Below are 22584 nucleotides of genomic sequence, written 5' to 3'. Positions count from 1 at the left end.
ATGGAAAAAATTGACATCGTTGCAGATCAACTTCAGCTCGACCGAGCTCTCAATAAACTCATCCATAACCTGGTCGAAGAAAGTCAGCTCACGCCCGGAGAAACGCTCAGTGCCTGGGAGCTCTGTGAAAAACTCAGCATGCAGCAATTCATGGCATTGAAGAAAAATGTCTATTTTGCGGATTTGCTGCGAGCAGTAGAGATTTCGCTCCCCCTCGGGCAGACGCCTCACGTATATGGCGCGGAAATCAGGCAGGTTGAAACTGAGTTTGAGGAAAAGCCCGAGGTAGCACGTGATGAACCGATGATGGAATGCCTGCGGATCCCCGCCTTATCCACCTCGCTGGAGACGATTCAATTGCCTGAACGATTTATGAAATTAATCAAGCGATTGAAAAACATTCAACTGATAAACCCAGATTTTGTGCCTGGTGAAACCTTCGGAGAACTCATCACGTTGTCAGTCAACGAGCTGGCTGAACAGCCTGGCGTCGGTGTGCTGTATATTGATACTTTTAAAGAATTGCAACAGTTGGCTCAGTCTGCACCTGCCGTTGAGGCTATCGACACTGCTAATATGGGCATTGATTTCGCGAAGGTGGATATCAGCCAGATGCGGTTGAGCCTTGCGGGCGTGGAAACCAAATATACGAAAGCACTGGAAAAATTTGGTCGCTATCTTAAAACGGAAGATATGGGCGAGATGTTGCAGGCTATTCTGCATGCCGAATATGAGCAATTAGTAGCCATTCCGACCTGGGGAAAAGGAAGTATCACACAGTTATTGGCATTCAGAGACAGGTTACGGGAAGAGATCATCGCCATTCAGAATGGTGACATTGACTACCTAGCGCTTGAATCCGTCTTGATCGTTCCAAAACGGCTTATAAACTGCCCATTGAATAAACTTGAAGCCGTTTTACTGGAAGATATCGAATCTTACTTCGATAAAAGCAGTGAAATGAAGGTCGACATTGCCCAACGCCGCTGGGGGTTCGTCGAAGAAAAAAGACCCTCGAAGAGATCGGGGCCGATTACGTCGTATCGAGAGAGCGCATTCGCCAGATTCAGGCCGATATAAGACAAGAATTTCTTGGGCATATGCGGGTCAGTCAACCATTGGTTTGGGAGGCACTGGAGCCTGAGATATCGCCGGACCTTAGTGTGAAAATGCAGACGCTTTTTTCCTGTTTCTCCTCTGAACGTAACTTCTTCGAATTTCTGGATATGGTGTCAGGGCAGACAGAGCTTATCGCTCATGTCTATCCCGAGATTGATAAAGCGATCCTGAATACCTACTTTGCCGAGAATGGCGCACCAATCCACCTTGACGACATCCGGGAGTTTATTCCCTCCGTCTGCAGCATCGAAATACCCTACGTTGACAATGCGATTCGTCATCTTGCGCACCAAGGCGTCATCCAGCTTAAAGATGAGAACGTCTACCCCCTGCAACTGAAGAAAGCTGAAGCCAGCGCCTGCGTGCTGATTAAACACGAAAAAGGTCTGCCTTGGCTGGATATTGCGAAATTAATCAATGGGAATAATTATTCGCGCAGCCCTGTTTACGAGGACCGTCTGGATCACGAAGCGTTTAACCAGCCTGAATATATCTACCTGTCCGGCAAGGGTACCTATAAGCACACCTGTTTTATCGATGTCGATGCAGCGCTGATAGACGACATTTTTCTGGAAATGATGGAATACGCCGAGAAAAATTCCCGTCCGGTGTTCCACCTGAATGAGTGTTACCAGGCCTCGCGCAATCTGAAAAAGCATGATTACTATGTCATTCGCCATTTTGTGAAACATTTCGGCGAGGATTACGGTTTTTACTTCGACGGAAAATCTCAGGCGGATTCGATCGGGCTGGAGAAAGGCTTTAAGAACATCACGCAAAAGGACGTCATTGTCGAAGCGATGAACAACAGTGATAAACCGCTAACGAAACCTGAAATTGCCAACTTGCTGAAGAGTAAAAGCCGAGCACATGCGTCGTTTTATCTGGATGACCTGATTGAGCGAGGAAGTGTTGTTCAGGTGGACCACATGCTATACACCACACCTGCCTGCGCCTATAAAAATATCGTCATCGACGACTATGTCGCGGCCCTTCATGCATTGCTTCTGCATTTTGGAAAGCCAGTAGAGCCCTCCATTTTTAAAGCACAACTGAACATGCAATTTGAGCGAAGCTACTCGAAATTTTTCTATGCTTCTCTTGCCCGGTTGAATGCCAAAGCACAGGGCTGGCACCGAAAACATGGCCTATATTCGGCCACGGAGATTCCTTTTAACAATATATCATCGGCAATGGACATGCTCTGCGATTCTGGGGCTCCCTTGCAGCAGAATATTGATGCCCTGCAAGAAAATATCGCCATTACACGTGAAACGGCTGCTATTGCCATTCAAAACTGGCGCATAGTACGATCTATGGTCAACGGCTAACAAAGCGAGAGGGGCCTAGGGTATCCTTCCTGTTCAGGATACCTGTTGTATATTTCGGTAAAACAAATTGCCACAGACTTAACAGTAGTGGCGATCAACTTGGCTAGGGGCTCAAAAGTGCGTGAAACTAAAAGGGAGACTATTTAAAATTCCAGATGGATTAGAACGACGGGGATAATGCGGATATTAGCATCAGCCTGCAGCTCATCGCGCGCGCATGTCAGGGATGAACACAGCACGCTGTACGTCAGCTATGCTCCTGAGCCGCTATTGCTAGTACCAGTGGCACGACCGACTATGCTGTATATCAATGGCGAGCTGGTGAGCAAATGGGATGAATGACTTTAACCCTTCTGACGATAAGCTGGCTGGGTTGATTGGGGCGCTGTCACCGGCGAGGCGGCGACAGCAAAAAATGCCTTATGGGACGCCCTATCAGGTGCGAAAGCGCCATCCTCTCAGGGCAAAAAAGGGCCAATCAAAACGGCGATGTTTCAGAAGCTGCAAACTATAATCAGGGTGTGAATTCATCAAGATCCGAGAAGACCGTAACAGATTTAGCCCCCCTGGAGAGCGCAACATACAAATCACTTGCCCCCATATTGCCCACATTCAGTATCAGCGCATGATCACATTCCAGTCCTTTAAGAAGAAGAGTTGAACCTATTGAACGGTGCGATACGCGTCCTTCACCCTGATATCTGCGTTGTTCACGAATGACAGAAGCTGACTTACGAATGCTTTTTTCGGGTGAGCTAATGGACAGGTTTATTGCATCTTTTAGAACCTGTAAAGCACCGGCCCTGAATACGCGAGTCTCGTCCTTCTCTTCGAGCAAGAGAAGCGTTGTTCGCATATTATGTCGGGTAGGTACCAAAGCAAGCTCTACTAATGCATTTTCAAGCGAAGAAGGGAGTGTTCTGTTTCGCCCGGCCTGAATAGAAGCAATTCTGCGTAGGGTTGCGCTAATACCAACATTTGTCATCAGCTCAGCTGCAGCCTGCAATAGATTTGGCATTACGTTGGCAGCATTAGCCTCATCAAGGGATGTGGCCATTCTCATCACGTCACTCAGATCCACGGGTTCGACAACATCAAGTCCATTGATTCGTTGTGCAAATTGATGCCTAGATGACGCTCTTCGTGAATCACCCATGACTAAGACTGAATCGTCGGGAAACTGGCGCAGCAGCGAGTAATATTCGCGCTGCTGGCGCTGGATATTGTCATTGTGATTTCGTGAAAGAGGATGAAAACGGACATAGTCAGGACAGGATCTCAAGTCGATACGCTCCCGGCGAAGTAAGCGATGTCTTTGTTCAAGGATCCATTGACCCAAATCTGGCGTTTGTGCATTGTTCCAGCGCCAGGGCGTTTGTAAGGTTGCCAGAGTAGGGAAAAAAGTTTCAACTGTCCGGTTCCAGTCTGGCATAGGGCCGCTGAAGCTGAAGATACACTGCATCGGGTCACCAAAGACTATCGTTGGTAGCAAACGTGAAAGCGCACAAGTCAGTTCATGTTGCTCGCTATTGCAGTCCTGGTATTCATCGACCAGCAAACGCGAATAAGTAGCTGTGATGATTTCGCTAATATTACCGTTAACAACCAGATTCCGTACGGCACGGCGAAGAGAAGGGTAGAAAACGGTTGGATTTTCAGAACCCACATCAAGCGGACACAATCCCGGAAAGCAGCCGGCTATTTTCAGAGCCCATCCATCGATTGTTGTCACAACATAGTTCCGCGGAGGAATTGCAAAACGGCTCAGTCGCTTTTTGAGTGCCGTTACACCTGCGGTTGTGTGAGTCAGCACGAGATACGGCTTACTTTGCGCAAAACCAAGAGCTTCAATAATCAGGTGGGTTTTGCCGCATCCCGCTGGCGCTACAATCAGACCTTTACTGGCGTTTAAAACGGCATCCACACTCATCGTGGGTCACCGTTTTCCGCAGCCCATGCCAGCAGATCTCTTATAATTGTTTTGAATGGTAGCGAAAACTGATTGATGACCGGACCCACGATATTCTCCGCTAGATCCTCAGCCTTCCCGATCGTTTTAAACCAGCCATATTTGCCTGCAGCGTGAGCCACTGGCGTTCTCATTTCTTCTGTTGGTTCACCTGTGCATGTGTCAAAGTTATAAGCCCCCTGGGAGCAGTTCTGAATGTGCTGATCCACCTGTTGTTGGCTGTTCAGAGCCGCAGCAAGAAGAACGATGTCACGGATAGTCTCAGCAGGGCACCAGGCTAGCAGGGCACCCTCTGTTGAAAAATCATTACCCCATTCAAAAATGGTCACGCCACTGGCCCGGCAGTGTTCTGTCTGTTGCCTGTGTGCAGGTGTGGTGATATCTGAATCTTTTAATAAGGCAGTACGATATCCCAGTTGTGCAAAAACCTCGGCGCGTTTGAAATAATTGTCCCCGCCGCCACCATCTGTAGCAAAGGCCCCCTGATCCTGAAAGCCTGTTCTTCTCCTGCATTGTCTGGACAAGTCCAGCCCTCTGATAAAACCAACCTCAGTTCCACCTTCGCCCACAATTACGGCTTTGCTGAAAAAGGCTTCAGCGCAGGCCCTTAAGGTAGCTTGTTCCTGATCGTCTCCACTTAGTGTCAGAAAATTGTGTGAAGGCTCTGGGGCTGGTTGTTCTAGTTTTCGCAACACACAGAGCTGGGTTGCCTTGAGTTCCCTGAGAACATATGGGGAATGGGTGGTGATGAACACCTGCGAAGCGGGTTCATCATCACGAGACCCCAGTTGATGCAAGAGTCGGCTGATTCTGTAAGGCTCCAGCCCGTACTCTGCTTCATCAACCAGTATGATCCCCGGACTTCCGACAGCTTTTTGTAAGCCGCTCACCAGCAATCGGGTTGATCCTGTTCCAAGCATTCTCAGTGGCGTGTTATCACTGTTATGCAGGCTGATTGCGCTGTTAGAAAGGGAGACGCCATTCACGTCCAGCAACGCTTTAAGTTCTCCGACCTGAACGCCTAACTCATTTGCAATGGTTCTGACCTCGGTCAGGATGTTATCCAACTGCGGTAGTTGCCGGGCAGCAAAGTTGTGTCGCGTCTGTCGGGACAGTTCTGCCAACGTTGAACTGATATCAAAATCTTCTGCAGATAATTTATTCAGCACTGAGCGGTTGCCCCATGCCAGATGATGATGCGAGGTAGCCCCAAGACGAGTAGGGCTTAACTGCTCCCGGTGCTTCCACAGTAATCTCTTCTCCAGCCCTTCCGCTGTTGCTCGTTCTGAAAATAAGCACCAGTCTGGTTCGAGATCTGCACCGACGACCATTCTCAATGTGAGTACCGTTTCATCTCCTCCCTGAGGTTCATCATGGATTTCCTTCGTTTCGCTGTTGAAGCCACGAAGATAACGCCCATAGGTCTCGAGATTCCGAAGTCCGTCATCAAGCTGTCCGAGAGTTACACTGATGCAGACTGGTATGGCCGAATTCATGAGATGAAAATCGGCATCACTGAATGTGAACGATCTTCGCGCTCCGAGCACCAAGTCAATAGCGTCAACGAGGGTCGATTTTCCAGAATCTCCGGGGCCAATCAGGCAGTTCAGTCCTGGACCAGGAAACCATTCAGCCTGCCGTATGGCGCGAAAATTTTGAATGCTGATGTGGCGGATAACAGCCATGTGTCGTTCCCTCGTAATCCACTAATGTTGTATTTGCGTCGAAATGGCAGGAATTATGATACACCCTTTCTGATTTAATTGTGATGCAGTGGGTATCCTGGTTTGGTTGAAGAAACATTAAGATGAGGTACGCAAGCCTCTCCACCTGACTGCCCACATGGTGAATGACAATCAACCTGGAGGCGATGGGCTTGGTGCATCCATGAGCAACAACACGAGGTACCACTAAATGAGCTGCGAACATTCTCAGGAACTGTGCGAGAAATACGTTATCCGGGCACCAGATCAACTACGAAAAGCAATTCGTATTGCCAGAAACGCTGAATGAAGGAACGCTGTCCGAAATTGAAACGACAAATGGCTGGAATCAATATAGCTTCCACGAGTGTGCTGAGAAGATGGTGTGGGGCGATATAGTTGATTATCATTTCGTATGTAACTATTGCCGAACTCAGTTCGTTCTTGCCGCAGAAACCTATCATGGCAGCGGTGGCTACTGGTCACCCGAAAATGAAAAGCCATCTGAAATAATAGACTGCTCGCAATAACAGTAAGCAGATACACCAGCGAGTACGGAAGACAAAAAACCATGAATCCATCACTTTTGACTCATTTTACCGAAAATCATTGTCCGAACTGGGCATGTCCATCCTGTCACTCAACTTCTCTGGCCATACAGGAAGGTACTTTTCATTACGCAGCGCTTCCGGAGTCTGTCGCTCGTTGGAAAGAACCTGAGGGGGAATACGAGGACATTTATCTTGTCTTCAGCTGCCTGCTGAAATGTGAACGTGCCCGTTGTGAAACGGTTGTCGCTGTCAGTGGCAGCGGTGGTGTTCATCAAAATTACGGAGAAGACGGTGATGAGCCACATTACGAGCTATTCCAGGCCAGACATTTTATTCCGCCGCTACCGGCCTTTGCTGTTCCGCCACATTGTCCGGAAAATGTGGCTCAGCCCTTGATGCAGTCATTCGGGTTGTTTCTGAGCGCTCCTAATGCGGCTGCAAATGCGATACGCATTGCTCTCGAAGAGTTGATGACTGCGTTAGGTGTACCGGTAATGCGTTCGCTCCACAGAAGGATTGAAGCACTCCCTGAACAGTTCAGTGAACATAAAGCGGCTCTGATGGCGATTAAATGGCTGGGTAATGCGGGAAGTCATGAGCTGGACCGCGTCAATGCTTTTGATATCGACCAAGCCTATCGGATTATTGAGTTTGTTCTCAGTAAGCTTTACGCAGGTTCAACGAAGAGTATTAAACAGCTGGCGGCCGATCTGGATAAGCGTTTTCGTCCGGAGCAAGGGAACTGAATCGGGTCAGGTCATTGGCCGCAAATAGACTGTAACATCTGTATCATCCGGCGCTGTCTTTTATTTGTATTCATAAATCGGGAGTATAAGAAGAAATGTATGTGAATCAACCGGTCTCAGCTTGGCAGTCACTGACGAAAAGCTGGTGCCTTGGACCAACTTAATGGTTCTATTCTTTCGATGGCTATTATCCAGATTGGGTAAATATGATGTTCTGATCCTCGGTTGGGCACCGATAGCAGAAATTCATAATGATTTTTTTAAATATTAAAATCAATGAATTAGTGGTGTTTTTGGTGGGGGCGCTGAAGAAGTCGTGATAAACGGATGGGCGCTCAGTGAGCCGATGTCTCCGCCAGTTCTCATGTTGTGGTCTCAGGACGAGCGAGATGAAATCGTTTTGGCCTGTGGAAATCACCGGTTTAATGTTGCTATTTTCTAGCTGGAGGAAAACATATTCTCTTCCTGGCCATAAATAGTCATAAAGCGGGTCTTACAGCACTCTTGCCGTCGGTCGTGTGGTTGCCTTAAGCTGACAGAATGATTTGGTAGAGAAAATATTGTGGCGCTTCCCGCTAATCCAGAGTTGCAGGAGTTGCATTAGCTAGTCTTCTCAATGAGAGGACAATTATCGGCAATCCTGGGATGTTTTTTCATTACGAATTTTTCGTGAAAGGCACGCACTGTGTTGGCTTATGGATTAAAACCTAGTTTTAAGTCATGATTTGAAACACCTTTGTAAGTTAATCTGAAAACACACACCATCGTTGGGAACTCTGCTATGGCTGGCGTTAACAAAACTCATCTGACCGAAACGGACATCATCACAAGATTCATCCTGCCTGCAATTCAACAAGCGGGTTGGGATGTGATGACGCAGATTCGCCAGGAGGTAAAACTTCGCGATGGGAAAGTCGTGGTGCGCGGAAAGCTGGCGGCACGCCTGACTGTGAAGTCCGCTGATATCGTGCTTTACCACAAGCCCGGATTGCCGCTTGCGGTTGTAGAAGCTAAGGCCAATAAGTATGAGATGGGTAAAGGCATGCAGCAAGGGCTGAATTACGCTCGTTTGCTTGATGTGCCTTTTGTGTTTGCTTCCAACGGCGATGGTTTTATTTTTCACGACAAAACCAATCCCTCACAGCTTGAGTCTGAAATATCGCTCGCCGATTTCCCGGCACCACAACAGCTTTGGGAAAAATATTGCGTATGGAAAGGATTTACCGCTGAGCAACTACCGGTCATTAGTCAGGATTATTACGATGACAGCACCGGTAAATCACCGCGTTATTATCAGCTTCAGGCCATCAACAAAACGATTGCTGCCGTCTCTGCCGGACAAAAGCGGGTACTGCTGGTGATGGCGACCGGTACCGGTAAAACCTACACCGCGTTTCAAATTATCTGGCGTTTATGGAAGGCAAAAAATAAGAAACGCATTTTGTTCCTTGCCGACCGTAATATCCTCGTCGATCAGTCAAAGAATAATGATTTCCAGCCTTTTGGCACCGCGATGGCAAAAGTTACCGGAAGGAATATCGATCCGGCATATGAAATTCAGCTGGCGCTTTATCAGGCCATTACCGGGCCGGAAGAACATCAGAAAGCTTACAAACAGGTCGCTCCTGATTTCTTCGATTTGATTGTCATTGACGAATGTCATCGTGGCAGCGCGTCGGAAGACAGCGCCTGGCGCGAAATTCTTGATTATTTCAGCAGCGCCACGCAGATCGGCCTGACGGCAACCCCGAAAGAAACAGATGAGGTCTCCAACACCGATTATTTCGGCGAACCGGTTTATACCTATTCTCTAAAAGAAGGGATTGAAGACGGGTTTCTGGCGCCCTACAAAGTGGTCCGTGTGGATATCAATGTGGACGTACAGGGCTGGCGGCCTATTAAAGGGCAGTTGGATAAATATGGTCAAGCCATTGAGGATCGTATTTATAACATCAAGGATTTTGACCGTAACTTGGTCATTGAAGAACGCACAATGCTGGTGGCGCAAACTATCACCGACTACTTAAAACGCACTAACCCGATGGATAAAACTATCGTTTTTTGTAACGACATCGACCACGCGGACAGGATGCGCCACGCGCTGGTGATCCTCAACGCGGAGCGGGTGTTGGAAAATGAAAAGTATGTAATGAAAATTACGGGTGATGATGCTATTGGCAAGGCACAGCTGGATAACTTCATCAATCCGAAAAAGCCGTATCCGGTTATCGCCACCACCTCCGAGCTAATGAGTACTGGAGTCGATGCCCAAACCTGCAAGCTGGTAGTGCTGGACCAAAACATTCAGTCCATGACCAAATTCAAACAGATCATCGGGCGCGGTACGCGTATCAACGAGAAATTTGGCAAACTGTGGTTCACCATTCTCGACTTCAAAAAAGCCACGGAACTGTTTGCCGATGAACGTTTTGATGGCGTGCCGGAAAAAGTGATCCGCACCACGCCGGAGGATATCTCCGATCCGGATTCTGAGTTTGATGAAATGCTGGAAGATGAATCTACGGATGAAACACCGCTTCCTGATGTCTTCGCAGCACACGAAACACCGGGGGAATATAACGTTACGCCCGATCCGGATTTCGCGCCTTTTGAAGAAGATGAAGAACGTCCAATCCGTAAATTCTACGTGAATGGCGTGACGGTTAAAGTGCTGGCAAAACGCGTTCAGTATTACGATGCGGACGGGAAACTGGTCACCGAATCCTTCCAGGATTACACCCGCAAAACCCTGCTGAAAGACAAAGACTACGCATCACTTGATGATTTTACCCGTAAGTGGCAGTCTGCCACCCGCAAACAGGTGATCATCGATGAACTGAAGGAACTGGGCATTTTGTGGGAAGTACTGGCGGAAGAAGTGGGTAAAGATCTCGACCCGTTTGATCTACTCTGCCACGTGGTTTACGGCCAGCCACCGCTGACGCGTCGTGAACGCGCGGACAACGTGCGTAAGCGTAATTATTTCACCAAATATTCCGCCCCCGCACAGAACGTTTTGAATACGCTGCTGGACAAATATGCCGATCAGGGTGTACACGAAATTGAAGATATTCAGGTGCTAAAACTGAAACCTTTCGATACTCTTGGCCGCCCGTTAGAGATCATCAAAAACAGCTTTGGCGATAAAAAATCCTATGAGAACGCCGTGAACGAACTGGAAAACGAAATCTACCAGCCGTCGCCACGCTCCGCCTGATTGCACGACACTTTTCTGCCACCGGGAGCTAAGGCTTCCGGTGGCATCATTTTTTGAAGTATGGAAACCACTATGTCTATTAGCTCCGTCATTAAATCCCTGCAGGACATCATGCGTAAAGACGCCGGTGTCGATGGTGATGCTCAACGTCTTGGTCAGCTTTCATGGCTGCTGTTCCTGAAGATTTTCGATACCCAGGAAGAAGAGCTGGAACTGGAGCAGGATGATTACCGTCTGCCGATCCCACAGCGTTATCTGTGGCGCACCTGGGCGGCCAATAATGAAGGGATCACCGGCGATGCGTTGATGGAGTTTGTTAACGACGATCTGTTCCCGGCACTGAAAAACCTGACTGCGCCGCTCGATATTAATCCGCGCGGTTTTGTGGTGAAGCAGGCCTTCAGTGATGCCTACAACTACATGAAAAACGGTACGTTGCTGCGTCAGGTGATCAATAAACTGAATGAAATTGATTTTAGCAACAGCAATGAACGCCACCTGTTTGGGGATATCTACGAACAAATCCTGCGTGATTTACAAAGCGCCGGTAACGCCGGTGAGTTCTATACCCCGCGCGCCGTAACGCGTTTTATGGTCAACCGCATCGACCCGAAACTGGGCGAATCGATTATGGACCCGGCCTGCGGCACCGGCGGTTTTCTGGCCTGTGCCTTTGACCACGTCAAAGAGCATTACGTCAAAACCACCGAAGACCATCAGATACTACAAAAGCAGATTTTCGGCGTCGAAAAAAAGCAGCTTCCACATCTGTTGTGTACCACCAACATGTTGCTGCACGGTATAGAAGTGCCGGTGCAAATCCGCCACGACAACACGCTGAGTAAGCCGCTCTCCTCATGGGATGAGCAGCTAGACGTGATTGTTACCAACCCGCCGTTTGGTGGCACCGAAGAAGACGGCATCGAGAAGAATTTCCCGGCCGAAATGCAGACCCGCGAGACTGCCGATCTGTTCCTGCAACTGATCGTCGAAGTGCTGGCTGATAAAGGTCGCGCCGCCGTGGTACTGCCTGACGGCACCTTATTTGGTGAAGGTGTAAAAACCAAAATCAAAAAGATGCTGACCGAAGAGTGTAACTTGCACACCATCGTGCGCCTGCCGAACGGCGTGTTTAGCCCGTACACCGGCATTAAAACCAATATTCTGTTCTTCACCAAAGGCCAGCCGACCAAAGACATCTGGTTCTACGAACATCCGTATCCGGCAGGAGTGAAGAACTACAACAAAACCCGCCCGATGAAATTTGAAGAATTCCAGACAGAAATCGACTGGTGGGGCGATGAAGCCGATGGTTTTGCCAGCCGCGAAGAAAGCCATCAGGCCTGGAAAGTGGGCATCGACGAGATCATTACCCGCAACTTCAACCTCGACATTAAAAACCCGTATCAGGGCGAAACCATCAGCCATGATCCGGATGAACTGCTAAGTCAGTATCAGCAGCAACAAACAGAAATCAGCGTATTGCGCAACCAGCTGCGCGACATCCTCGGCGCTGCGCTGGCCGGTAAAGGAGCGAACTGATGGCTGTCGAACAACTGATCACCCATCATATCGATACCTGGACGTCTGCCCTGCGTACCCGCTCCACTGCCGGGCGCGGAACTTCTGGCAAGATTGAGCTGTACGGCATTAAAAAGCTGCGCGAGCTGATCCTCGAACTGGCTGTGCGCGGCAAACTGGTACGGCAGGATCCGAATGATGAACCGGCTTCTGAATTGCTGAAACGTATTGCGGCTGAAAAAGCGGAGCTGGTGAAGCAGGGGAAAATTAAAAAGCAGAAGCCTTTGCCGGAAATTAGCGAGGATGAGAAGCCGTTCGAATTGCCGCAGGGGTGGGAGTGGGCAAGAATTTCTGAAATAGGCCACGATTGGGGCCAAAAAACACCCGATTGTGAATTTACCTACATTGATGTTGGATCAATTAATAAAGAATTAGGGATCATTCAAGAACCTGAAACCATTTTCGCAAAAGATGCACCTTCGCGAGCAAAAAAAATTGTAAAAAAAGGGACGGTTATCTACTCAACTGTAAGACCGTATTTATTAAACATTGCAATAATTGAGCAAGAATTTTCCCCAGAGCCCATTGCCAGCACTGCATTTGCTATTATTAATCCGTTTTCTGGGATGTTTTCAAACTACATTTATTATTATCTTCGCTCTCCAACGTTTATAAAATATGTAGAAGGTTGCCAAACCGGTATTGCTTATCCAGCAATTAATGATAAACAATTTTTCACAGGTCTAATTGCTATACCACCTTCTGGTGAGCAAGATCTCATTGTAAATAAGGTTGGCGAACTCATGTCCCTCTGCGATCAACTTGAACAGCAATCCCTGACCAGTCTGGAAGCGCATTCTCAATTGGTTGAAACGCTACTGTCCACGCTGACCGCCAGCCAAAATGCCGAAGATCTCGCCGAAAACTGGGCACGAATCAGCCAGTATTTCGACACGCTGTTTACCACCGAAGCCAGTATCGACGCGCTTAAGCAAACTATTCTGCAACTGGCGGTGATGGGTAAACTGGTGCCGCAAGATCCGAACGATGAGCCCGCTAATATTCTTCTGTCACGATTACGTTTATCACGACAGTCAAAACTCGAGGAATTAAAATCTAAAGATAAAGAGGCTGAAACCATGCTTCGAAAATTAGGTAAGCTACCAAACACTAAAGAACCCTTCAAAATTCCTGAATCTTGGGATGTTGCACATTTAATCGATCTTTCCGAAGTGCTGGTGGATTGTCACAATAAAACAGCTCCGTATCAGGAACATGGGATTCCAATTATCAGGACAACTAATATTCGTGATCGAGCGTTCATTTCATCAGATTTGAAATTTGTGGATCAAAAGACATATGAATTTTGGTCAAAAAGATGTCCTCCGCAACAGGGAGATATAATTTTTACCCGTGAGGCACCAATGGGAGAAGCGTTAATTATTCCTGAGGATGCTAAATGGTGTTTAGGTCAGAGGACAATGCTTATTCGGGTGATGAATGAGTTTATAAGCAATGAGTACATCCTTCTTGCACTTACGGAACCACATTTGCTGGCTCGTGCGGCGGAAACAGCCGTAGGATTAACAGTTAAGCATCTTAGGGTCGGTGATGTAGAAAATCTGAACATTCCAGTTCCTCCTTTATACGAACAAATGCAGATCGTTTCAAAAGTTAAAAACCTTTTCGCCCTCTGCGAACAACTCAAATCCCGCCTGCAATCAGCCCAGCAAACCCAACTTCACTTGGCGGACGCCCTCACAGACGCAGCATTAAACTAAGGAACAGACGATGCCGGTTCATCATGCTATCTGGCGGGTGGGGGACAACCCTCAGCCATTGACCATCAGCAAACTGGTCAGTGAGCAGTTGCTCGAGAGGATGATCTTAAATGATCCTACCATCCTCTCTGACCAGTGGATGATTATTGGTCATCAGGAAAATACACTCGATAAAGGGCGTATCGACCTGCTGGCGATTGCGCCGGATGCCTCGCTGATTCTGATTGAGCTTAAACGCGACCGCACACCGCGCGAAGTGGTGGCGCAGGCACTGGATTACGCTTCGTGGGTGGATGATTTAACCGCAGAACGCCTGTCACAGATTTATGAAAAATTCTCCGGCGGCGGCAATCTGGGTGACGCGTTTAAGCAACGTTTCAATACCGAGCTGGAAGAAGAGTCCATCAACCAGTCGCATCAAATCATCATTGTGGCAGCTGAACTTGATCCTTCAACGGAACGCATCGTGGACTATCTGAGTAAGAATGGTATTTCGATCAACGTTCTGTTCTTTAAAGTATTTCAGCACGGTGAAGAACAGTTCTTAAGCCGTGCCTGGCTTATTGACCCAAGCGAAACGCAAACCAACGCCGTACAAGCCACCGCAGGGGCAAGTGCCAAAACCAAGGAACCCTGGAACGGGGAGTTCTATGTCTCTTTTGGTGATCCAAACAGCCGGAACTGGGAAGAGGCCCGCCGCTATGGTTTCATCAACGCAGGCGGTGGAAGCTGGTACAGCCAGACCTTAAAACAGCTTCAGCCGGGTGATCGTGTTTGGGTAAAAATCCCGGCAACGGGTTATGTCGGCGTCGGCATTGTGCAGAGCGCCGTTGAGCCTGCCAGCAGTTTTACGCTTAACACTGAAGACGGCGAAAAACTCGCGTTGGACGTGCTTAAGCATGGCGAACTGTATCGTCAGAACGCGGATGATCCCGATAAGTCAGAGTATTTCGTCCCGGTGAAATGGCTTGAAACCCGCAGCGAACATGAAGCTGTGAATGAGGTTGGATTCTTCGGTAACCAAAACACCGTCTGCAAACCTACTACGCCAAAATGGCGACATACGGTTGAAAAATTGATGCGTCATTTCAAAAACTGGGATACGGAACTGTAAGATCCCGTTATAGCTAAAAGGCCTGGCATGGCCTTTTAGCATATTTATGATTACTGAATGAATTGTATCGAGACGCGCAAGGGACTATCGCGCCAGTCGATTACAGTCATTCACAGTGGTAGCGGTGAGGCTTGAACATAAAGCACGGGGGTTGCTCAATGAAGAGCTGACTCATGAACGGGCGCTTATTCATGACCAGATGCCTAAATGTACAACGCTTGTAAAACTAGAAAGTGCCTATCAGATCAACCCTGAAAATGATATCAGAACTGCTGAACAGGCATTAGAAAAAACGATTCCAATGTTAAATTTACCCTACGAAAAAGTTAGCTAGAGTCACGCCGCAACGTTTTTGCCTCAATAATTTTATTTTTAGCCGCGTTCAAATTACCACCTTCACACCTTTGATAAAAATATGAGTGAAGGTGGTAATTATTAAGTTCCAACGAGCCGTAATCCTTTAATACCACCTTCAATTATACTTCCGCTATCAGCCGCACTTATAAAATCAGCCCACCATTGCATCATGGGACGGCGTTGCTCCAGGTAGTCACTGCGGTTATAGGCGCGGCGTACCTCATTTTTGTCCACATGAGCTAGCGCGGCCTCTATGACATCCGGTGAAAAACCTTGTTCATTAAGTGCTGTGCTGGCAATAGACCGCAGACCATGCGAGACCAGTACCCCGCCTAATCCGGCACGTTTAAGCGCCGCATTCACCGTTTGGCTGTTCATTGACTGAGTTGGTTTGATGCGACTTGGGAATACATACTCCCTAGCACCGTTCAGAGACTTCATCATCTCCAGAATGGCTAAAGCCTCATCTGATAAGGGGACGATATGTTCCCTGTTCATCTTCATTCTTGCAGCAGGGATTTTCCATTCTTTGGTGTCGAGGTTAATTTCATCCCAGCGGGCTTCTGAGGCCTCGGCAGGACGCGTTATGGTGAGTAACTGCCACATGAACAGGCAGCGTGTTGAAAGTCCAATGTTAGCCGTGCGCATTGTCTGCATTAGCTGGGGCAATTGGTCAGGACGAATACTTGGCATATTCTTCTTTTGAGGCTTTTCAAAGGCTTTACCGATATTAACGCTCGGAACGGCGTCAATGAGCCCGGTATTTTGGGCGTATACCATCACCTCATTGATGCGCTGGCATAAGCGCCTGACCGTTTCCAGGGCCCCTCTCGCTTGAACCGGCTGTATGGCTTTGACCAGAGTATGAGCTTTGATGTCGGTAATGCAGATTTCACCAATAACAGGAAAAACGTCTCTCTCCAAAGATCGCCAGATATCTTCAGCATAATTTTCAGTCACGCTGGTTTTCTTCACGTTCCACCAACGTTCGGCAATCAATTTGAAAGTATTGGTTTTGGCTTCTTGTGAAGACCGGAGCTGCTCTTTCTGATGTTCAAGAGGATCGATCTGCTTTGCAAGTAACACACGCGATTCTGCTCTCAGTTTCCGTGCGTCAGAAAGCGTGACCGAGGGGTAGGCTCCAAAACTCTGCTTAGTACGTTGTTTGGTAAAAGGGCGATAGTAGCGAAATTGCCAGAGTTTACTGCCGCTCGATTTGATTAGCAGTGAGAGGCCATCTCCGTCATAGAGAAGGTAATCTGCGTCTTTGGATTTTGCTGCTTTGATTTCCGTATCGGTCAACGGCTTGGTTTGTCTTGCCATGATCAGTCTCCTCTCTTGTAGGCCCAACGAAAGCCATAATAGTTTTCATTGGGCCTATCAATGGGCCCAAAAGGATTGGATTTAATTAGGTGACTTCAGACTCGAGAGGATACAAAAAAGCCCGCAGGGCTTGCGCCATGCGGGCTTCTAGGACTTCGTTGGATGGCTCTGGTAACCATCAACCAAGAATTTGGTGGAGCTGGCGGGAGTTGAACCCGCGTCCAGAATTACTACACCGTCGGCACTACATGCTTAGTCCAGTCTTTACATTCGCCGGTTAGCTGCGAACGGACACGCCACTAACCAACTAGCCTGATTGGATTTAATGCTTCAGCCCCAGGCAGGACATCCACACGATCTCTTTTGTGTTTGACCTCTCTTGATCCCCGTCCTAAGAGCGGAGGCTAGGGAGAGAGGGCTCTGAGCAGGTTATTAAGCTGCTAAAGCGTAGTTTTCGTCGTTTGCAACTATTTTTTTGCGGCTTTTAACGAGGCAAACCGCCCCTCGGCATGCTCCTAGGGCTTCGCAAATCCTGTCGAATCCAGAATCAGCCCCAAGTACTGTTCAGCAGTATATCAGAAAAACCCGTCGCTGCGCCAGAGGCTTAGCGATTAGCGTGTTTCATAATACGTGCTTTGTCGGTCTTCCATTCACGATCTTTAATGTCATCGCGCTTGTCGTGCTCTCTCTTACCTTTAGCTACGCCAATTTTCAGTTTAGCCCAGGCATTTTTCCAGTACATGGAAAGCGCCACGATGGTGTAACCATCACGGTTAGCTTTACCAAACAGGGTCGACAGCTCACGCTCTTTGAGTAAAAGCTTGCGAGTACGGGTGGGATCACAGACTACATGCGTAGAAGCACCGATCAGCGGCTGGAAGGTGGCACCAAACAGGAAAGCTTCACCATCGCGCAGCATAATATAGCTTTCGCTGATGTTGGCTTTACCTGCACGGAGAGCTTTGACTTCCCATCCCTGGAGCGACAGTCCCGCTTCGAATTCCTCTTCAATGGAGTATTCATGGCGGGCCCGTTTGTTCATGGCAATGGTAGCGGAACCGGGTTTATGTGCTTTTTTCTTAGTCATAGTGCCACTTAGTTTACATGAAGCAGTGATTGAAGGCATCCCCTGTAACAAACGAGACGGGGAAAAGCGCTATTTTAGCAGAAGGCTCGCGGCTGAGAATTTTTGTTTGCCTGCCTGCGATGTTATTATTGGAAAGTTGAAGATTAACAGGAAACGTTATGTCCCAGATTAGCCGCTCTGCGCTGGTGCCCTACAGTGCTGAGCAGATGTTCCGGTTGGTAAACGATGTGGATGCCTATCCGGAATTTCTTCCAGGGTGTACCGGCAGCCGTATTTTGGATGCCACTGAACAACAGATGACCGCTTCGGTCGATGTCTCCAAAGCTGGGATCAGCAAAACGTTCGTCACGCGTAATACGCTGACTGACAATCAGAGCATTCATATGCAACTGGTCGATGGTCCGTTCCGTAAGCTTACCGGTGGCTGGCAGTTTATCCCGCTCGGTGATGATGCCTGTAAGGTTGAACTGAATCTGGATTTTGAATTCACCAATATGCTGGTGGAACTGGCTTTTGGTCGTATCTTCAAAGAGCTGGCAAGCAGTATGGTTCAGGCATTTACCAAACGTGCGAAAGAGGTCTACAGTGCCTGATATCGCTGTTGAAGTGGTCTATGCGCTACCGGAAAAACAGTATCTCTATACCGTCAGTGTGGCAGAGGGCTGTACTGTGGAAGAGGCGATTAAGGCATCCGGCATTTTGGAAATAAGAAGTGATATCGATCTCGCCAGCAATAAAGTTGGCGTTTTCAGTCGCCCGGTTAAGTTGGGTGATGAGGTACATAGCGGTGACAGGATTGAGATTTACCGTCCTTTGCTGGCCGATCCCAAAGAGCTTCGTCGTCAGCGTGCTGAACGGGCAGCAAAAAAATAAGGCGCCTCAGCGCCTTAGGATGCAGAACAAACCTGAAATTAATCGCTTTTCTTGCTGGTCAGATTCGGTTTGTTATCAATATTGGTCAGTGTGCCGTTGCTGTCAAAGGTCAGCGTCAGCGTCTGCTGGGTCACCGGCTCATGGCCTGGCTCCTGACGGAACACGTAATACCAGACGTTACTGCCAAACGGGTCGCGCATCATTGGCGTGCCCAGAGTGTAAGCCACCTGCTGTTGCGTCATGCCGGTGTGAATTTTAGAAACGTCATTCGCAACCAGATAGTTACCCTGGTTGATATCCGGCCGGTAAACCACTCGCTCCAGAGTGGAACATCCAGCGGTCGTCATCAAGAGAACCACCGCAGCAGCAGTCAGCGTTTTACAGCGCATAAGTATCTTTATTCCTTTTCGGGCCAACAATCTGGCTGCATCGAACACTTGCGACGATTACAGCGTAAGAAGACGATGATAATAAACCTTTCCGCAGTTTGAAACCTCTACGAAGCAAGGATATGACCACAGCAGGCCAAAAAAGTGCGGCAATCAGGCAGCTAATAGCTCCTTTGCGTTGGCCAGCGTATTGCGGGTTACTTCACTACCGCCCAGCAGACGGGCCAGCTCCTGCAGGCGCGCACGTTTATCCAGTGGCTGCATATGCGTTTCAGTCATTTCGCCATCGGTCTCTTTACTGACGTAGAAGTGATGATTACCACAACCTGCCACCTGCGGCAGGTGAGTCACACACATAACCTGTGTGGATTCCCCTAACTGACGCAGCATCTTGCCTACTACAGCAGCTGTTGGTCCGCTGATACCGACATCAACCTCATCGAAAATCAGCGCCGGCGTATCCATTTTACGGGCGGTAATCACCTGAATGGCCAGCGCGATACGCGAAAGTTCACCACCAGAGGCCACTTTTGAGAGCGGTTGCAGGGGCTGACCAGGGTTAGTAGTGACACGGAAATCGATGCGATCCGCCCCTTCAGCTGTCAGGTGGTCGCCATTGAACTGTACTTCAATACCCAGGCGGCCATGCGGCATCGAAAGTGCGTGCATGCTCTCACCAATAAGGTGGCTCAGCTCTTCAGCAAAATGTACACGGCGCTGGTGAAGCTGTTCCGCCGTGGTCATTGCAGCGCGGTGGTGGCGGGAAACGGTCAGGGCCAGCTCATCCTGATCGCTCTCCTGCTGGTCCAGCAACCTTTGCTCTTCAAGCAGTTGTTGATGAAATACCGGCAGTTCTTCAGGAGAAATATGGTGTTTACGGGCCAGCGCAATCTGGCGGGATAAACGCTGTTCCAGTTCATACAGGCGGTTAGGATCAAGATCCAGACGCTCACAGTAGTGACGGAGTTCATCACTGGCTTCGCTGATCTGAATAGAGGCTTCTTCCAGCAATTTGTAGATGCCGGTAAGTTTATCATCCATGGTCAGCAGTTCAGTGAGGAGCTGTTGCGCGGTATAGAGCTGATTTTGCAGCGTAGTGTCTTCACCATCCGCCAGCAGCATCAACGCCTGCTGACTGGTAGAGAGCAGCTGACCGCTGTTAGCCAGACGTTTGTACTCTTCATCAATCGCTTCATATTCGCCCGTTACAGGAGCAAATTCGTTGAGCTCTTTAAGTTGATACTGCAGCAGCTCACGGCGCGCTTCACGCTCCTGAGAAAGCTGTTGATGATGTGCCAGCACGCGGCAGCTTTGATGCCATGCACGATAGTGAGTAGCCATCTCCTGCATCAGTCCCGTTTCACCTGCATAGCCATCAAGCAGGGATTTCTGATGGTCTGACTTAAGCAGGAGTTGATGGGCATGCTGACCGTGGATTTGAATCAGCAACTGACCGAGATCCCGTAACTGGGACAAAGGCACGGCAGTACCATTGATAAAGCCGCGTGAGCGACCGTCGCTGCTGATAACGCGACGCAGCAGGCACTCATTGCCTTCATCGAGCTGATTAGTCTCCAGCCAGGCTCGGGCAGAAGGGGTGTCTTTCAGGGAGAAGCGGGCGCAGATATCCGCGCGGGCAGCTCCCTGTCGGATCATATCAGCTTCTGCACGACCGCCCAGGCACAAGCCAAGCGCATCAATAGCAATGGATTTACCCGCGCCGGTTTCCCCGGTGATGGCGGTCATTCCGCGTTGAAAATCGATTTCAAGTTCACGAACAATCGCAAAGTTACTGATGGTCAGTTGTGCCAGCATAATTAACGTTCCTGTATGAAAACACAGATATGGTTTTTCATACAGTATATACTGGTTTTATAACCAGTAAAGTAGCTGGCGCTGGAAATTAAAACAATTTTTTCGACCAGGCGAGCTTTGAACTCAATGTATTGAAGTAATTATAGTTTTGCGGATGAATCAGATTGAGGTGATCGTCATTGCGTCGGATCAGGACATCCTCCCCCTCCTGAATAGGTAGTGCAATCTGGCTGTCGCAACTCACTTCCAGATCGCCGCGCATATGGGAAAAACGCAGGCGGATAGTGCTGCTGCTGTTGATCACCAAAGGGCGGGCAGAGAGGGTATGCGGGAACATAGGCACTATGGCAATAGCATCCAGCGAAGGCGTGAGAATAGGGCCACCCGCAGAGAGTGAGTAGGCTGTTGATCCGGTAGGTGTGGAAATGATCAGCCCGTCTGAACGTTGGGAAAAGGCAAACGTCTCATCAATATAGACTTCAAATTCAATCATATGGGCCACTTTACCCGGATGCAGCACCACTTCATTGATTGCCGTTCCAATACGGGGTTCACGACCCTGTCGGCAAACCTGCGCCTCCAGCAAAAAACGGCTTTCGGTAATATATTTGCCTTCAAGCACATCGGCTAATTGCTGCTGAGCGTTATCCGGATCCAGATCGGTCAGAAAGCCCAGGTTACCACGGTTTATCCCAATCACTTTGATATCGTAACGGGCAAGGACGCGGGCGGCACCCAGCATGTTGCCATCACCGCCGACCACTACCGCCAGATCGGCCCGCTGTCCGATTTCGGACATTGACCCGGTTTCGACATCAGAGAGATTCAGCTCGCGTGCAATCTGCTGCTCGATAATCACCTCATAGCCTTTTGCCGTCAGCCAGCGATAGAGCATCTCGTGCGTCGTCAGCGCGGTAGGATGGCGCGGATGGCCTACAATACCGATGCAGTTGAAATGTTTGTTCATGATGCTGGCGTTCCTCATGAGGTAAACTACCTCAGACAATGTGACGGGTTCCCTTGAAACCGCAATTCTGATCCCCATAATAAGCGAACCAGCGAAATGAATGTGCATAAACGCGGAGAAATTCATGAGTAGTAAAGAGCAGAACACCCCAAACGAGCAAGTCTCAGACGATATCGAGATGGAACAGGCCCAAACCCAGGACGCAGATACCGCTGAAGAAGTGGATGCGCGTGATGAGCGTATTGCCGAGCTGGAAGTCCAGCTGGCACAGTCTCAGGGTGGCGTACGTGAAGCGCAAATCCGTGCTCAGGCAGAAATTGAAAACATCCGTCGTCGTGCAGAACAGGACGTGGAAAAAGCGCATAAATTTGCGCTGGAAAAGTTTACCAATGAACTGCTGCCAGTGATTGACAGCCTTGAGCGCGCACTGGAAGTGGCTGATAAATCCAATCCTGAGCTGACCTCAATGGTTGAAGGGATTGAGTTGACCCTGAAGTCCCTGCTGGGTGCCGTGCGTAAATTCGGCGTGGAAGTGATTGGCGACGTGAACGTGCCCTTCAATCCTGAACTGCATCAGGCGATGTCGATGATGGAATCTGAGGATGTGGCGCCTAACCACGTTATGATGGTGATGCAGCGTGGTTATACGTTGAATGGCCGTCTGCTTCGTCCGGCGATGGTTGCTGTAGCGAAAGCCAAAGCCTGACAGTCAGGTAATAAA

Annotated in this window: 17 protein-coding genes, 1 other RNA gene and 3 pseudogenes; 13 read left to right on the top strand and 8 right to left on the bottom strand. The window is 48.9% G+C overall.

The features are described from left to right. The 3 pseudogenes from VRC33_RS17290 to VRC33_RS17280 all read left to right on the top strand — a co-directional run. Window positions 1-2450, top strand: a pseudogene (locus VRC33_RS17290) (RNA polymerase subunit sigma-70). Window positions 2451-2596: 146 nt separating this feature from the next. Then, window positions 2597-2792 (top strand): annotated as a pseudogene (locus tag VRC33_RS17285) (phage tail protein); the annotation flags it as partial. Next, window positions 2785-2949: pseudogene (locus tag VRC33_RS17280) on the top strand (phage virion morphogenesis protein); the annotation flags it as partial. The pseudogenes VRC33_RS17285 and VRC33_RS17280, both read left to right, overlap by 8 nt. Before the next feature lie 15 nt (window positions 2950-2964). Here VRC33_RS17280 and VRC33_RS17275 read toward each other — a convergent pair. Next, a complete protein-coding gene (locus VRC33_RS17275; protein WP_338557578.1) occupies window positions 2965-4380 on the bottom strand; it encodes a UvrD-helicase domain-containing protein in 1416 nt (471 codons plus the stop codon). Beyond that, complete coding sequence (locus VRC33_RS17270) at window positions 4377-6104, bottom strand: AAA family ATPase (RefSeq protein ID WP_338557575.1); 1728 nt, start codon at window positions 6102-6104, stop codon at window positions 4377-4379. The genes VRC33_RS17275 and VRC33_RS17270 overlap by 4 nt, the downstream gene beginning before the upstream one ends. A gap of 308 nt (window positions 6105-6412) precedes the next feature. On the opposite strand from VRC33_RS17270, the gene VRC33_RS17265 reads away from it, so the two are divergent. The 7 genes from VRC33_RS17265 (at window position 6413) to VRC33_RS17235 (ending at window position 15386) form a co-directional block, all read left to right on the top strand. Next, window positions 6413-6652, top strand: coding sequence for a hypothetical protein (locus VRC33_RS17265; RefSeq protein ID WP_338557571.1), 240 nt, complete (start codon window positions 6413-6415; stop codon window positions 6650-6652). A gap of 41 nt (window positions 6653-6693) precedes the next feature. Further along, window positions 6694-7419, top strand: a complete 726-nt coding sequence (locus VRC33_RS17260) for a DUF4145 domain-containing protein (protein ID WP_338557568.1) — start codon at window positions 6694-6696, stop codon at window positions 7417-7419. Between the two features lie 781 nt (window positions 7420-8200). Next, on the top strand, window positions 8201-10636 hold the full coding sequence (locus VRC33_RS17255) for a DEAD/DEAH box helicase family protein (protein ID WP_338557567.1): 2436 nt from the start codon (window positions 8201-8203) through the stop codon (window positions 10634-10636). A gap of 72 nt (window positions 10637-10708) precedes the next feature. Then, window positions 10709-12178 (top strand): N-6 DNA methylase, encoded by a 1470-nt coding sequence (locus VRC33_RS17250; RefSeq protein ID WP_338567388.1) that lies wholly within the window; start codon window positions 10709-10711, stop codon window positions 12176-12178. After that, a complete protein-coding gene (locus tag VRC33_RS17245; protein WP_338557566.1) occupies window positions 12178-13938 on the top strand; it encodes a restriction endonuclease subunit S in 1761 nt (586 codons plus the stop codon). Before VRC33_RS17250 ends, VRC33_RS17245 begins: the two co-directional genes overlap by 1 nt. Before the next feature lie 10 nt (window positions 13939-13948). Beyond that, on the top strand, window positions 13949-15052 hold the full coding sequence (locus VRC33_RS17240) for a nuclease (RefSeq protein ID WP_338557564.1): 1104 nt from the start codon (window positions 13949-13951) through the stop codon (window positions 15050-15052). 124 nt (window positions 15053-15176) lie between these two features. Continuing rightward, window positions 15177-15386, top strand: a complete 210-nt coding sequence (locus VRC33_RS17235; RefSeq protein ID WP_338557562.1) for a hypothetical protein — start codon at window positions 15177-15179, stop codon at window positions 15384-15386. Between the two features lie 101 nt (window positions 15387-15487). On the opposite strand, the gene VRC33_RS17230 is transcribed toward VRC33_RS17235, so the two are convergent. The 3 genes from VRC33_RS17230 to smpB form a co-directional block, all read right to left on the bottom strand. Then, window positions 15488-16732, bottom strand: coding sequence for an integrase (locus VRC33_RS17230; RefSeq protein ID WP_338557560.1), 1245 nt, complete (start codon window positions 16730-16732; stop codon window positions 15488-15490). 191 nt (window positions 16733-16923) lie between these two features. Next, window positions 16924-17287: a transfer-messenger RNA gene (ssrA, locus tag VRC33_RS17225) on the bottom strand. Between the two features lie 49 nt (window positions 17288-17336). Next, window positions 17337-17819: an SsrA-binding protein SmpB gene (gene smpB / locus VRC33_RS17220; protein WP_338557559.1), complete on the bottom strand. Its 483-nt coding sequence runs from the start codon at window positions 17817-17819 to the stop codon at window positions 17337-17339. A 158-nt stretch (window positions 17820-17977) separates the two neighbouring features. Here smpB and VRC33_RS17215 point away from each other — a divergent pair, with 158 nt between their 5' ends. Further along, window positions 17978-18412 carry a type II toxin-antitoxin system RatA family toxin gene (locus VRC33_RS17215; protein WP_338557558.1) on the top strand — a complete coding sequence of 145 codons (435 nt, stop codon included), beginning with the start codon at window positions 17978-17980 and terminating at the stop codon, window positions 18410-18412. Beyond that, window positions 18405-18692 carry an RnfH family protein gene (locus tag VRC33_RS17210; protein ID WP_338557557.1) on the top strand — a complete coding sequence of 96 codons (288 nt, stop codon included), beginning with the start codon at window positions 18405-18407 and terminating at the stop codon, window positions 18690-18692. Before VRC33_RS17215 ends, VRC33_RS17210 begins: the two co-directional genes overlap by 8 nt. Window positions 18693-18730: 38 nt before the next feature. Here the strand turns inward: VRC33_RS17210 and bamE are convergent, their stop codons facing one another. From bamE to nadK, 3 genes are all read right to left on the bottom strand, one after another. Beyond that, window positions 18731-19081, bottom strand: a complete 351-nt coding sequence (gene bamE / locus VRC33_RS17205; protein ID WP_338557556.1) for an outer membrane protein assembly factor BamE — start codon at window positions 19079-19081, stop codon at window positions 18731-18733. Window positions 19082-19234: 153 nt separating this feature from the next. Then, window positions 19235-20896: a DNA repair protein RecN gene (recN, locus tag VRC33_RS17200; protein WP_338557555.1), complete on the bottom strand. Its 1662-nt coding sequence runs from the start codon at window positions 20894-20896 to the stop codon at window positions 19235-19237. A gap of 88 nt (window positions 20897-20984) precedes the next feature. Continuing rightward, the gene (gene nadK / locus VRC33_RS17195) at window positions 20985-21863 is read right to left on the bottom strand and encodes an NAD(+) kinase (RefSeq protein WP_338557554.1); all 879 of its coding nucleotides are present in this window, start codon (window positions 21861-21863) and stop codon (window positions 20985-20987) included. Window positions 21864-21987: 124 nt separating this feature from the next. On the opposite strand from nadK, the gene grpE reads away from it, so the two are divergent. Next, a complete protein-coding gene (gene grpE, locus VRC33_RS17190) occupies window positions 21988-22569 on the top strand; it encodes a nucleotide exchange factor GrpE (protein ID WP_338557553.1) in 582 nt (193 codons plus the stop codon). The last annotated feature ends 15 nt before the right edge of the window (window positions 22570-22584 follow it).

Source organism: Erwinia sp. E_sp_B01_1, assembly GCF_036865545.1.
Taxonomy (GTDB): Bacteria; Pseudomonadota; Gammaproteobacteria; order Enterobacterales; family Enterobacteriaceae; genus Erwinia.
Note: the sequence above shows the minus strand (reverse complement) of the source record. Positions and strands in the feature narration are given on the sequence as shown.

What these genes read in the sequence shown, in the direction of transcription:
- VRC33_RS17275 (WP_338557578.1), bottom strand. Translation starts at nt 4,380, where the DNA reads ATGAGTGTGGATGCCGTTTTAAACGCCAGTAAAGGTCTGATTGTAGCG.
- VRC33_RS17270 (WP_338557575.1), bottom strand. Translation starts at nt 6,104, where the DNA reads ATGGCTGTTATCCGCCACATCAGCATTCAAAATTTTCGCGCCATACGG.
- VRC33_RS17260 (WP_338557568.1), top strand. Translation starts at nt 6,694, where the DNA reads ATGAATCCATCACTTTTGACTCATTTTACCGAAAATCATTGTCCGAAC.
- VRC33_RS17255 (WP_338557567.1), top strand. Translation starts at nt 8,201, where the DNA reads ATGGCTGGCGTTAACAAAACTCATCTGACCGAAACGGACATCATCACA.
- VRC33_RS17250 (WP_338567388.1), top strand. Translation starts at nt 10,709, where the DNA reads ATGTCTATTAGCTCCGTCATTAAATCCCTGCAGGACATCATGCGTAAA.
- VRC33_RS17245 (WP_338557566.1), top strand. Translation starts at nt 12,178, where the DNA reads ATGGCTGTCGAACAACTGATCACCCATCATATCGATACCTGGACGTCT.
- VRC33_RS17240 (WP_338557564.1), top strand. Translation starts at nt 13,949, where the DNA reads ATGCCGGTTCATCATGCTATCTGGCGGGTGGGGGACAACCCTCAGCCA.
- VRC33_RS17230 (WP_338557560.1), bottom strand. Translation starts at nt 16,732, where the DNA reads ATGGCAAGACAAACCAAGCCGTTGACCGATACGGAAATCAAAGCAGCA.
- smpB (WP_338557559.1), bottom strand. Translation starts at nt 17,819, where the DNA reads ATGACTAAGAAAAAAGCACATAAACCCGGTTCCGCTACCATTGCCATG.
- VRC33_RS17215 (WP_338557558.1), top strand. Translation starts at nt 17,978, where the DNA reads ATGTCCCAGATTAGCCGCTCTGCGCTGGTGCCCTACAGTGCTGAGCAG.
- bamE (WP_338557556.1), bottom strand. Translation starts at nt 19,081, where the DNA reads ATGCGCTGTAAAACGCTGACTGCTGCTGCGGTGGTTCTCTTGATGACG.
- recN (WP_338557555.1), bottom strand. Translation starts at nt 20,896, where the DNA reads ATGCTGGCACAACTGACCATCAGTAACTTTGCGATTGTTCGTGAACTT.
- nadK (WP_338557554.1), bottom strand. Translation starts at nt 21,863, where the DNA reads ATGAACAAACATTTCAACTGCATCGGTATTGTAGGCCATCCGCGCCAT.
- grpE (WP_338557553.1), top strand. Translation starts at nt 21,988, where the DNA reads ATGAGTAGTAAAGAGCAGAACACCCCAAACGAGCAAGTCTCAGACGAT.